Source organism: Pseudomonas sp. SG-MS2 (assembly GCF_009933855.1).
Taxonomy (GTDB): domain Bacteria; phylum Pseudomonadota; class Gammaproteobacteria; order Pseudomonadales; family Pseudomonadaceae; genus Aquipseudomonas; species Aquipseudomonas putida_E.
On record NZ_MOMO01000093.1, the window covers coordinates 1 to 12,259 of the forward strand.

General features: G+C 62.5%; 10 protein-coding genes and 1 pseudogene. 6 read left to right on the forward strand and 5 right to left on the reverse strand.

What is annotated here, in order from left to right; translation table 11 throughout:
* Positions 1-292: 292 nt before the first annotated feature.
* A pseudogene (locus BLX42_RS07600) lies at positions 293-2,006 on the forward strand (DEAD/DEAH box helicase).
* A 109-nt stretch (positions 2,007-2,115) separates the two neighbouring features.
* On the opposite strand, the gene BLX42_RS07605 reads toward BLX42_RS07600, so the two are convergent.
* Entirely contained in the window at positions 2,116-2,883 is a 768-nt protein-coding gene (locus BLX42_RS07605; protein ID WP_161871487.1) for a class III extradiol ring-cleavage dioxygenase, read from the reverse strand.
* A 101-nt stretch (positions 2,884-2,984) separates the two neighbouring features.
* Between BLX42_RS07605 and BLX42_RS07610 the strand changes: the two genes are divergently transcribed.
* Positions 2,985-3,632, forward strand: a complete 648-nt coding sequence (locus BLX42_RS07610) for a thiopurine S-methyltransferase (protein WP_161871488.1) — start codon at positions 2,985-2,987, stop codon at positions 3,630-3,632.
* Between the two features lie 142 nt (positions 3,633-3,774).
* Here the strand turns inward: BLX42_RS07610 and htpX are convergent, their stop codons facing one another.
* Positions 3,775-4,662 (reverse strand): protease HtpX, encoded by an 888-nt coding sequence (htpX, locus tag BLX42_RS07615; RefSeq protein ID WP_115275592.1) that lies wholly within the window; start codon positions 4,660-4,662, stop codon positions 3,775-3,777.
* 291 nt (positions 4,663-4,953) lie between these two features.
* Positions 4,954-6,165, reverse strand: coding sequence for a pyridoxal phosphate-dependent aminotransferase (locus BLX42_RS07620; protein WP_060508805.1), 1,212 nt, complete (start codon positions 6,163-6,165; stop codon positions 4,954-4,956).
* 168 nt (positions 6,166-6,333) lie between these two features.
* Here BLX42_RS07620 and msrB point away from each other — a divergent pair, with 168 nt between their 5' ends.
* Both msrB and BLX42_RS07630 read left to right on the forward strand, forming a co-directional pair.
* Positions 6,334-6,735: a peptide-methionine (R)-S-oxide reductase MsrB gene (gene msrB, locus BLX42_RS07625; RefSeq protein ID WP_046786590.1), complete on the forward strand. Its 402-nt coding sequence runs from the start codon at positions 6,334-6,336 to the stop codon at positions 6,733-6,735.
* A 2-nt stretch (positions 6,736-6,737) separates the two neighbouring features.
* A complete protein-coding gene (locus BLX42_RS07630) occupies positions 6,738-7,226 on the forward strand; it encodes a glutathione peroxidase (RefSeq protein WP_046786589.1) in 489 nt (162 codons plus the stop codon).
* Here BLX42_RS07630 and BLX42_RS07635 read toward each other — a convergent pair.
* Positions 7,216-9,573, reverse strand: a complete 2,358-nt coding sequence (locus tag BLX42_RS07635) for a response regulator (protein WP_161871489.1) — start codon at positions 9,571-9,573, stop codon at positions 7,216-7,218. The two genes, BLX42_RS07630 and BLX42_RS07635, sit on opposite strands and share 11 nt — an antisense overlap.
* Before the next feature lie 76 nt (positions 9,574-9,649).
* On the opposite strand from BLX42_RS07635, the gene BLX42_RS07640 reads away from it, so the two are divergent.
* Together BLX42_RS07640 and BLX42_RS07645 are read left to right on the forward strand one after the other, a co-directional pair.
* On the forward strand, positions 9,650-10,537 hold the full coding sequence (locus BLX42_RS07640) for an ATP-binding protein (RefSeq protein WP_046786587.1): 888 nt from the start codon (positions 9,650-9,652) through the stop codon (positions 10,535-10,537).
* The gene (locus BLX42_RS07645) at positions 10,538-11,020 is read left to right on the forward strand and encodes a GAF domain-containing protein (RefSeq protein WP_161871490.1); all 483 of its coding nucleotides are present in this window, start codon (positions 10,538-10,540) and stop codon (positions 11,018-11,020) included.
* 93 nt (positions 11,021-11,113) lie between these two features.
* On the opposite strand, the gene BLX42_RS07650 is transcribed toward BLX42_RS07645, so the two are convergent.
* Positions 11,114-11,881 (reverse strand): hypothetical protein, encoded by a 768-nt coding sequence (locus tag BLX42_RS07650; RefSeq protein ID WP_046786585.1) that lies wholly within the window; start codon positions 11,879-11,881, stop codon positions 11,114-11,116.
* Positions 11,882-12,259: the final 378 nt, after the last annotated feature.

Below are 12,259 nucleotides of genomic sequence, written 5' to 3' on the forward strand. Positions count from 1 at the left end.
TGCCAGGCTTTGAGAGATAATCGTTTCAGCTATCGGCCATTGATGGCCTCGTACTGGCCCCAGGCCCGTGAAAATTTTCCACACTTCCCGCTATTAATTCGGGTATAGTACGCGCCGGTCTTTTAGCGGACCTCAAAATCAGGTGGTGCAAATCCTCCGAGTCCAGCTTCGGCTGCACGTCCGCTAGGCGGACCTTCCCAAGTTTTTCTTTTTCAATCGTTTTCGCAAATCCCCGCCGCCAGAGCTGCCTGGGTGACCATTTGGTCTTTCAAGGCATGTGCAGCTTTGGAGCATGGGTCTTTGCGGATGCACATAGAGGCAGACCCATGACCCAGGAAACCGGCGGATTCGCCGCTCTCGATCTCAATCCGAATATCGTTGCCGCTGTTCTGGCCACCGGCTACGAAGAGCCTTCGGCTATTCAGCATCAATCGATCCCGATCATCCTCGCCGGTCACGACATGATCGGCCAGGCGCAGACTGGCACCGGCAAGACCGCTGCCTTCGCCCTGCCGATCCTCAACAAGATCGACGTGAGCAAGCGCGAACCGCAAGCCCTGATCCTGGCGCCAACCCGTGAGTTGGCGCTGCAAGTAGCCACCGCTTTCGAAACCTACGCCAAGCAGATGCCGGGCGTTAACGTGGTGGCTGTATACGGTGGTGCCCCGATGGGCCCACAGCTGCGTGCCATTCGCAACGGCGCGCAAATCGTCGTGGCCACCCCGGGCCGTCTGTGCGACCACCTGCGTCGCGACGAGAAAGTCCTGTCCACCGTGCAGTACCTGGTGCTGGACGAAGCCGACGAAATGCTCAAGCTGGGCTTCATGGATGACCTCGAAGTGATCTTCGATGCCATCCCGGCCAGCCGTCAGACCGTACTGTTCTCCGCTACCCTGCCGTCGTCGATCCGCTCGATCGCCGAACGTCACCTGCGTGAACCCAAGCACGTCAAGATCCAGAGCAAGACCCAGACCGTCACCGCGATCGACCAGGCTCACCTGATGGTGCATGCCGACCAGAAGATCCCGGCTGTTCTGCGTTTGCTGGAAGTGGAAGAGTTCGACGCGCTGATCGCCTTCGTGCGTACCAAGCAAGCCACCCTGGACCTGGCCGCCGCGCTGGAAGCCAAAGGCTACAAGGCTGCTGCGCTGAACGGCGACATCGCCCAGAACCAGCGTGAGCGCGTCATCGACTCGCTCAAGGATGGCCGCCTGGACATCGTCGTCGCCACTGACGTCGCTGCCCGTGGTCTGGACGTACCGCGCATCACCCACGTGTTCAACGTGGACATGCCGTACGACCCGGAGTCCTACGTGCACCGTATCGGCCGTACCGGCCGTGCCGGTCGCGAAGGCCGTGCACTGCTGCTGGTCACCCCGCGTGAGCGCCGCATGCTGCAGGTCATCGAGCGCGTTACCGGGCAAAAGGTTGCCGAAGCGCGCCTGCCGAACGCTCAGGCCGTGCTGGATGCGCGCATCAAGAAGCTGACCTCGAGCCTGGCGCCGCTGGTAGCCGAAGCAGAAGCCACCCACGGCGAACTGTTCGACCGCCTGACCGACGCCCTGGGTTGCAGCCCGCGTGCCCTGTCTGCAGCACTGCTGCGCAAGGCCACCAATGGCCAGGCGCTGGACCTGGCAGCGGTAGAGCGCGAGCAGCCGCTGGTACCAAGCTTCGCACCGCGCGGTGAGCGCCCGGAGCGTGGTGACCGTGCCGAGCGTAGCGACCGTGGTGAGCGCGAGCGTCGTGCGCCACTGCCGCTGGCCGAAGGCCGCGTGCGTTGCCGTACCGCGCTGGGTGCCCGTGATGGTATCGCCGCCAAGAACCTGCTGGGTGCGATCCTCAACGAAGGTGGCCTGGCCCGTGATGCGATCGGTCGCATCCAGGTGCGTGACAGCTTCAGCCTGGTCGAGCTGCCGGAAGACGGCCTCGAGCGCCTGCTGACCAAGCTCAAGGACACCCGCGTGGCTGGCAAGCAGCTGAAGCTGCGTCGCTACCGCGAAGATTGATCCTGGTGTAATGAAAAAATCCCCGGCTTAGGTCGGGGATTTTTTTTGCCTGCAGTTTTTGGGGCTGCCATGCAGCCCTTCGCGACGCAAGGCCGCTACGGGCGATTCTTCAGTCGAAGCGATAGATGTCCATACCCAGCGCCCCCAGGGTAAACCCTTGGTGCACGATGCCAAATCTGCCCCCGGCCCCAAGGGCAAAGAACAACGGCAAGAAATGCTCATCACTGGGATGGTTACGCAGCGCAAACGGCGCTTGTTGCTTGAAGTCCAGCAGCGCGGCCTGGTCGTCCTCGCTCAGCTTCTCCACCACCCAGTCACGAAACGCCAGTGCCCAGGGCTCGATCACGTCCGGCCCGGCATGCCAGTCCAGCTCGCCCAGGTTATGGGTGATGCTCCCGGACCCCACCAGCAACACACCCTCGCTGCGCAGCCCGGCCAATGCCTGGCCGACCTTGATTTGCAGCGCCGGCCCCATGTGGCTCGGTAGCGACACCTGAATCAGCGCAATGTTTGCGTCGGGATACATCAACGACATCGGCACCCAGGCCCCATGGTCGAATGGCCGCTGGGCATCCAGGCGAGCCGGCAGGCCGGCGGCGTTCAGCCGCTCGCTGACGTTCGCGGCCAGTAGCGCATGGCCAGGCGCAGGGTACTGGACGGCATACAGCGCTGCAGGAAAGCCGTAGAAGTCATGCCAGGTTTCTGGGTGCGGGTTGCCGGTCACCAGCAGCTCTTGGCTTTCCCAGTGCGCCGAAACCACCACGACCGCCTTCGGGCGTGGCAGGGCATTGGCCAGCCGGGCCAGTGCCGGTCCGCTGGCGCCGGGTTGCAGGGCGAGCATGGGGGAGCCGTGGGAAATGAACAGGCTGGGCAGCATGGTAGGGTCCTGAGGGGTAAGATGCAGTCATCTTCGATCAGTCACCGATCGATATCCAATATAAGATTTTTGCGCAACCGATCTAAAAACCAGGAGGAACTATGGAGCCGGCGTTCTGGCATCGAAAGTGGGCCGATAACCAGATCGGTTTTCACCAGGCTCAAGCCAACCCCTATCTGCAACGCTATTGGCCGGGGCTCGGCCTGGCTGCCGGTAGCCGGGTGCTGGTGCCGCTGTGTGGCAAGAGCCTGGACCTGGCCTGGCTGGCGGGGCAGGGCTATCGCGTGCGGGGTATCGAACTGTCGCGCCGGGCGGTGGAGGACTTTTTCCAGGAGCAGGGGCTGCAGGCGCAGGTCCGGCAACAGGGGGCGTTCGAGGTCTGGTGCAGTGGTGAGGTGGAGCTGTGGTGTGGCGATTTCTTCGCCTTGCGCGCCGAGGATGTGGCCGATTGTGTAGGGCTGTATGACCGGGCTGCCCTGATTGCCCTGCCACCGCAAATGCGTGAGCGTTACATGGGCTTGCTTTCGCGAATGCTGCCTGGGGGTAGTGGGCTTCTGGTGACTTTGGACTACGAGCAGAAACTGTTGGAGGGGCCGCCGTTTTCGGTCGCCGACGAGGAAGTGCGGCGTGGGTTTGCCGGGTGGCAGGTGGAGGAGGTGGAGGCGCGAGACGTGATAGGGGAAAGCCCTAAGTTCTTGCAGGCGGGGGTCAAATGCCTGGTGGAGCGGGTGTATCGCGTACGGTTCTGATGTGGGTTTGCCTGTGCCGGCCCTATCGCCGGCAAGCCGGCCCCACAGATACCCCCGCAGTTCTGAGGATTTTTGATTTACATGTGCGGGCCGGCTGCATGAGAAAGGGCGACCGAAGTCGCCCTTGCTTGTTGGCAGAGAATCAGCCGCGGCGGCGCAATGCCTCGATGCGCTCTTCCAGCGGCGGGTGGCTCATCAGCAGGCCGGCTAGGCCGTGCTTGAGGCCGCCATTGATGCCGAAGGCCTTCATGGTGTCGGGCATGTGCACCGGCAGGCCTTGCTCGACGCGCAGGCGCTGCAGGGCGCCGATCATCGCGGCGGTGCCGGCCAGTTGCGCACCGGCTTCGTCGGCGCGGTATTCGCGGCGGCGCGAGAACCACATGACGATCATGCTGGCGAGGATGCCCAGGACCAGCTCGGCGACGATGGTCGCCACGTAGTAGGCAATGCCCTGGCCTTCTTCGTTCTTGAAGATCACCTTGTCGACGAAGTTGCCGATGATGCGGGCGAAGAACATCACGAAGGTGTTCACCACGCCCTGCACCAGCGCCAGGGTGACCATGTCACCGTTGGCCACGTGGCCGATCTCGTGGGCCAGCACGGCGCGCACTTCATCAGGCGAGAAGCGCTCCAGCAGGCCCTGGGACACGGCTACCAATGCGTCGTTGCGGTTCCAGCCGGTGGCGAAGGCGTTGGCCTCGTAGGCCGGGAAGATACCCACTTCGGGCATCTTGATGCCGGCTTCGCGGGACAGCTCTTCTACCGTCTGCAGCAGCCACTGCTCGTGGCGGGTACGCGGCTGGGAGATGATCTGGGTGCCGGTACTCATCTTCGCCATCCACTTGGAGATGAACAGCGAAACGAGGGAGCCGGCGAAGCCGAACACGGCGCAGAAGACCAGCAGGCTGCTGAGGTTGAGGTCAACCCCGTTGGCGGCCATGAACCCGTCGAAGCCGAACAGGCTCAGGGTAATGCTTGCAACCAGCACCACCGCAAGGTTGGTGGCTACAAACAACAGAATGCGCATCATGGTTGTTACGTTCTCCTGACGGATGAGTGTGTTGCGTATGCGGGGTATATAAGGGGCCGGACGCGCTGATTCAATCGGGGGACTATTTCAAACTGTGTACGGCGGAGTATGGCAGAGGATCTGGCGGGGGCATTGAGCTAGAGCGTTGCAGGATGTAAGAAAGGTTATGTGGGGTTGTAGGGGGCTGCTTTGCAGCCCAATCGCCGGCAAGCCGGCTCCCACAGGTACACCACAGTTCTGAGGACTTGTGCTGTTCTGTGGTAGCCGGCTTGCCGGCGATGAGGCCGGTACTTACTGCGAATACGTGCGCAGGAAGTTGCCAATCCGGCCAATCGCCGCTTCCAGGTCATCTACCCGCGGCAAGGTCACCACGCGGAAGTGGTCCGGCCACGGCCAGTTGAACGCCGTGCCCTGAACGATCAGCAGTTTTTCCGACAGCAGCAGGTCGAGCGCGAACTTCTCGTCGTTGAGGATCGGGCAGACTTTAGGGTCGATCCGCGGGAAGGCATACAGCGCACCCATCGGCTTGACGCAGCTCACCCCTGGGATGTCATTGAGCAGCTCATAGGTGCGGTTGCGCTGCTCCAGCAGCCGGCCCGGCGGCAGCACCAGGTCATTGATGCTCTGATAGCCGCCCAGCGCAGTCTGGATGGCGTGCTGGGCCGGCACGTTGGCGCACAGGCGCATGTTGGCCAGCATGTCGATGCCTTCGATGTAGCTCTGGGCGTGGTGCTTGGGCCCGGAGATGATCAGCCAGCCGGAGCGGAAGCCCGCCACCCGGTACGACTTGGACAGGCCGTTGAAGGTCAGGCACAGCAGGTCCGGGGCCAGCGACGCGGTGCTGATGTGCACGGCCTCGTCATAGAGGATCTTGTCGTAGATCTCGTCGGAGAACACCACCAGGTTGTGCTGGCGTGCCAGCTCCAGCATGCCCAGCAGCAACGCTTTGGAATAGACGGCGCCGGTCGGGTTGTTCGGGTTGATGATGACCAGGGCCTTGGTATTCGGGGTGATCTTGGCCTTGATGTCTTCAAGGTCAGGGAACCAGTCGGCCTGCTCGTCGCACAGGTAATGCACCGGCTTGCCGCCAGCCAGGCTCACCGCGGCGGTCCACAGCGGGTAGTCGGGGGCCGGGATCAGCACTTCGTCGCCGTTGTTGAGCAGTGCCTGCATCGACATGACGATCAGCTCGGACACACCATTGCCCAGGTAGATGTCCTCGATGGTGACGCCTTCGATTTCCTTCTGCTGGCAGTACTGCATCACCGCCTTGCGCGCGCTGAACAGGCCTTTGGAGTCGCTGTAGCCTTGGGCGGTGGGCAGGTTGCGGATCACATCCTGGAGGATTTCGTCCGGCGCTTCGAAGCCAAAAGGCGCCGGGTTGCCGATGTTCAGCTTGAGGATGCGGTGGCCTTCCTCTTCCAGGCGTTTGGCGTGCTTGAGCACCGGGCCGCGAATGTCGTAGCAGACATTGGCGAGCTTGTTCGATTTGCTGAACTGCATGATGTGATCCCGATTGAGAATACGCGGTGCGCCGCCGTCGAAAGGTTTGAAAGGGCGGGGCGCGGGTGCCAGACTTGAGGCCTTGCACACGAAGCCAACTAATATACGTGCCACCCGCGCTACGGAAAAGACGGCGCGAGGTGAAATTCAGCCTGCCGAGGTCCCTACATGCAAAAGATCGACAAAACCCTTGAACAATGGCGTGCGATGCTCGACCCGGAGCAGTACCAGGTGTGCCGCCTCAAAGGTACCGAGCGGCCGTTTACCGGCAAGTACAACAGCGAAAAGCGTGCGGGTACCTACCATTGCATCTGCTGCGACCTGCCGCTGTTCGATTCGAACACGAAATTCGATTCTGGCTGTGGCTGGCCGAGTTTTTACGCGCCGATCGAAGACAGCGCGATGATCGAGACGCGCGACACCTCCCACGGCATGATCCGCACCGAGGTGACCTGCGCGCAATGTGACGCCCACCTGGGCCATGTGTTCCCCGACGGCCCGCCACCGACCGGCCTGCGTTACTGCATCAACTCGGTGTGCCTGGACTTCAAACCGCGTGACGGAGCCTGACCATGGCTGAATCGATGCTGGACATCCCCTGCGTGACCTTGGCCGGTGAACGCAAGGTGCTGGGCGACTTTGCGGGCAAGGCGCTGCTGGTGGTCAATACCGCCAGCCAGTGCGGCTTCACCCCGCAGTACAAGGGGCTGGAGCACCTGTGGCAGCTTTACCGCGAGCGTGGCCTGGTGGTGCTGGGTTTCCCGTGCAACCAGTTCGGCAAGCAGGAGCCGGGGGAGGCGCGGGAGATCGCGCAGTTCTGCGAGCGTAATTTCGGCGTGAGTTTCCCGCTGTTTCGCAAGGTCGAGGTCAACGGCCCGGGGGCCCACCCGCTGTTCGTCGAGCTCAAGCAGCGTGCGCCAGGCCTGCTCGGGTCGCAGAAGATCAAGTGGAATTTCACCAAGTTTTTGTTCGAACCGGCCAGCGGCAAGGTCACGCGCTATGCGCCAACCACCAAGCCGCAGGCACTCGAGGCCGATATCGAGCGCCTGCTCAGCCGCTGAGCGGCACCCAGTGGTCGATCAGCGCCAGTAGTTCTTCGCGCCGGAACGGCTTGGCCAGGTAGTCGTTCATGCCCGCCGCCCGGCAGCGCTCGCGCTCTTCGGGCATGGCGTTGGCGGTCAGGGCAACGATCGGCAGTGCTGGCCAGCGGCCGCTCTGGCGGATGCGTCGGCTGGCCTCGTAGCCGTCCATCACCGGCATGTTGCAGTCCATCAACACCAGGTCGAAGTCTTCCTGCTCGAGCCATTCCAGCGCCTCGACGCCCTGGGTGGCCACCTGCACCAGGCAGCCGAGCTTGGCCAGCATGCCCTTGGCCACCAGTTGGTTCACCGGGTTGTCCTCCACCAGCAGAATGCGCGCCCGGCCGTCGGTGGCGGTGAGTGCGGGGATGGCCAGCGGGTGTTCGGGTGCATGGCCCTGCAGGGTGCGGCGCAGCGTCTGATACAAGGCATTGCGTGCCAGGGGGCGGGCCAGCTGATGCAACGGGGCCAGTTGCGCTGCCTGTTCTGGCGACAGGAAATTGCCGTAGGCCGTCACCAGCAGGATCGGTGCTGTCAGCGCAGGGCGCAGCTGGAACAAGTGGTCCAGGTCGTCGGTGATCAACAGGTCGATGGTGGCGCCCGCCAGTGCCTGGGCACTGTCATGCCTTGAGTAGCTCAGGCCCCAGCGCGGCAGCACGTCCTGCAGCAGTTCGCCAAGGCCGCTGGCGGCGTTGCTCAGCGCCACCACGCGGCCCTCCAGCGGCGCAGGTGCAATGGCCTCGGTGTGGGTGGTCAGCGGTAATTCGGCGCTGAAGCAGCTGCCCAAACCTGGTTCGGAGCGGATGTGCAGGTGGCCCTGCATGGCTTTGCACAGGTTGCGGGTCAGTGCCAGGCCCAGGCCCGTGCCGCCATATTGGCGGGTAATGCCGGCGCCGGCCTGTGTGAACGGCTGGAAGATGCGTGCCTGTGCATCTTCGGCAATGCCGATGCCGGTGTCGCGCACTGCCAGGCGCACGCCGCCGACGATGGTGGTCAGGCACACGTCGACGCGGCCGAACCGGGTGAACTTGAGGGCATTGGACAGCAAGTTGCTCACTACCTGGCGTACCCGGGTCGGGTCGCCCAGTACCGAACTTGGGAAGTCACTGGCGATCAGGCAGGTCAGCTCGACGCTTTGCGCGGCGTTCTGCGATAACAGGTTGGCGGTGTCCTCCACCATCGCGCCCAGGTCAAAGGGGATGCGTTCGAGTTCAAGCTGCCCGGCATCGAACTTGGACAGGTCGAGAATATCGTTGAGCAGTTCCACCAGCACCTTGCCCGAGTCGTGTGCAATCGACAGCTGCTGGCGCTGCTCACTCTCCAGCGGGCTGTCCAGGGCCAGGGCGATCATGCCGAGCATGCCGTTGAGCGGGGTGCGAATTTCATGGCTCATGTTGGCCAGGAACGCCGCTCGGGCCTGGGCCATATCCAGGGCGCGCTGACGGGCTTGCTCCAGCTCCTGGTTGGACTGGCTGAGGCGGCTGTTACTGGCCTTGAGCTCTTCGGTGCGGGCTGAAACGATGTCTTCCAGCTCGTTGAGGTACTGGGTCAGGCGGTTTTCGGCGGTGCGCCGTTGCTGGATTTCTGTAGCCATGCTGACCAGTTGCTGGTTGGCGACCTTTACCAGCACGCCGATTTCATCGAGTTCGTGGCCGGGAGGGCAATCAAGGCGGGTTTGCCCGGGGTGGCGGGGGTCGCGGCCGCTGAGTGCGCCGATCACTTTCACCAAGGGTTTGGTCAGCATCATGTAGAACAGTGCCAGGAGGATGCCGGTGAGCACCAGGCTGCGGGCAAAGCCGTTGAGCAGCGTGACCCCGGCGCGGTCCAGGAAGCGGCTGCCGAAGGCGAAGGTGTCGACGTCCAGGTACAGCGTGCCGAGGTACTCTTCGGGCATATGGGTAAGGAACAGGCGCTCCTGGAACTGGCGCTGTTCGCCGAACAGAAAATCGCTCAAGGGCCGGTAGCTGTCCTGCAGCCGGACGCGTTCGACATCGGCCAGTACGGTTTCGTTGTTGTCGATCAAGCGCGCGCGGAACACGGCCGGTGACTGCAGCAGGCCCCGGGTCAGTTCCAGGGCCAGTTCCGAGTCGATGTTATAGGCGATGCGCGAGGCCGGGTTGTGGCTGATTTGCAGCAATGCTTGCACTTCACGGTTGATGGATGCGTCTTCGCTGGCATAATCGATGCCGATCTGGATGAGACTGAGCAATGTTCCCAGGATGAAGCCGACCAGGACTGTCAACCGGGCTTGCTTGTATGACAGGCGATTGGTGAACTTGATATCCATGAGCCCCGAGCCGGTTTCACGTCCCTTGCGCTGCGCAAGCATAGCCGATCAGCCACGGCTGCTGGTGGGCCTGTCGCACATTCAGCTTCAAATCTCACCTGTCTTGCTAGGAGTCGTCATGGACGCCCGCTTGAATGCTTTTCTGGAACGCGCAGAGTCCGTGCTGGCGCGCCTTGAGCCGCTGTTGCCGGCACCGCGTGCGGACATCGACTGGAATACTACGCTGGCCGCCCGCTGGCAGCGCGATGGCCGTACCGGCTACTTGATGCCGCTGCAAGTGAGCCTGGACATCCGCCTGACCGACCTGATCGGCGTCGACAAGCAACGTGACCAGCTGGGCCGCAATACCCATCAGTTCATCAATGGCCTGCCGGCCAACCATGCGCTGCTGTGGGGCTCGCGTGGCACCGGCAAATCGTCGCTGGTGCGCGCGCTGCTGGCCGAGCACGCCGCAGCCGGCCTGCGCCTGATCGAGATCGAGCGTGACCATCTGGCTGATTTGCCGCGTGTGGTCGAGCAACTGCAGAAGCTGCCGCAACGCTTCGTCCTGTTCTGCGACGACCTGTCGTTCGAAGCCGGGGAGGGCGACTACCGGGTGCTCAAGAGCGTGCTCGACGGCTCGCTGGAACAGGCGCCGGACAACGTGTTGTTGTACGCCACCTCCAACCGCCGCCACCTGGTGCCGGAAAAAGAGAGTGACAACGAAAACTGGAAGCGCGTCGACGGCGAACTGCACCCCAGCGAGGCGGTGGAAGACAAGATCGCCTTGTCCGACCGTTTTGGCCTGTGGCTGTCGTTTTACCCCTTCACCCAGGAGCATTTCCTCGATGTGGTCGAGCACTGGATTGGCCAGCTGGCGCGCTCTGCCGGCCTGGCCTGGCAGCGTGACGAAGCACTCGACATCCTCGCCGTGCGCTGGGCTACCGGCCGCGGCAACCGTAATGGCCGTTGTGCCTACCAGTTCGCCCGTTATTGGGTGGGGCTGCAATTGTTGGAGCAGAAATAAATGATCGACCTCAATGCCAGTGGCGCCGGCCTCGACGGCTATGACCTGCTGGCTGCGCAAGTGCAGGCGCTGTTCGCCGACGAGCGTGACTTCATCGCCAATGCCGCGCAGTTTTCGGCGTTTTTGTACAACCAGGTGGACGACCTGAACTGGGCCGGGTTCTACCTCAACCGTAATGAAGAGCTGGTGCTGGGCCCGTTCCAGGGCCAGGTGGCTTGTGTGCGCATTCCGTTCAGCCGCGGCGTGTGCGGTGCGGCGGCGGCCACTCGGCAGACCCAGCGGGTGGAAGACGTGCACGCCTTCCCGGGGCATATTGCCTGTGACAGCGCATCCAATAGTGAGTTGGTGATTCCGCTGGTGAAGGAGGGCAGGCTGATTGGTGTGCTCGATTTGGACAGCCCGAAGCTGGCGCGCTTCAGTGACGCGGACCAGCGGGGGCTGGAGCGGCTGGCGGCGGTCTTCCTGGAGTTGACCGACTGCTAGCCTGCGTTATCAGGGCTGCTGCGCAGCCCATCGCCGGCAAGCCGGCTCCTACAGGGGCTGCGCTGTATCTGTGGCTTGCCGGCGTTGTTCACATCAATCGTAGATGACCCGCTTTTTCCAGGTTTCTTCCTGGTCTGTCTTGAGCCCTTGGGTCAGTGCGTTTTCGTCATTCTCGGCCGGCTCCATCTGGTCCAGCACCTGGGCATTGGCCCGGGCCAGCAGTTTCTCCAGGTAGGTCAGCTGCTCTTCATACACCTTGGGTTCAGGCTGTTTGCGCAAATACTGCACACCGCGCTCGAACGCCAGGCGCGCCTGGCCTGGCTGCTCTTGCTGCAACGCCTGCTGGCCCAGGTTGTTGAAGAACTCGATGTGCAGCAGCACCAGCAGGTGGCGAATCTCCTTTACCCAATGCTTGCCCTCGGTCGTTTGCAGGACGTTCTCCTGGGTGGCCTTGACGATCTGCGTGTGCAAAGCCTCCAGCAAGAAGCGCACATCCTTGGCTTTGGCCTCGGTCAGGATCGGGGTGGGCGGGTTGTTCACCGGGATTCGCTCGCCTTGGGCAACCAGGCCTTCCAGTTCGGCGATGCGTGCTTTGAGTTCGGCATTGTTCTTGTCCAGCGCCAGTTGCCGCTGATCGAGGTTGAGCTCCAGGCGCGTGAGCAACAGCTTGAGCGCCGGGGTCATGAACTGGCCGGGGAAGGTCTCGGTGATTTCGCCACAGCGGCGTACGCGGTCGGCGAGTTCGATCTTCAGCCGCGCGCGCTCCAGTTTGCTGTTCTCGACCACGTTGTTGAGGTAGCCGATCACGATCAGCAACGCGATACCCGCAACGATGAGCAGTGTGATCAGAAGTGGTGTCACCGTTAACGCCTCATCAGGAAGTTTTACATTGAGAGTGTAGCGAACAGGCCAGCCAGGGCGCCACGTGACTCTGTGTCGGCTCGTCGCCGGATTTCTCCAGTGATGGCACTTTGCGTTCAGCCCGCCAGAAAATCAACGCCAATCCTTGGACGCACCTTTCGAGCAGCCTATATAGAGAGCGAAGTCATTGATTTAAATAAATTTCTAGAAAAGGGTTGACGACCTTTCAAGGCATCCATAGAATGCGCGCCACTTGCAGCGTAAAGCACACAGCGGAACGCGGCAGGGAGTGAAAGCAGGCAGTAATGCTTGTAGCGTGTCCCCTTCGTCTAGTGGCCTAGGACACCGCCCTTTCACGGCGGTAACAGGGGTTCGAGT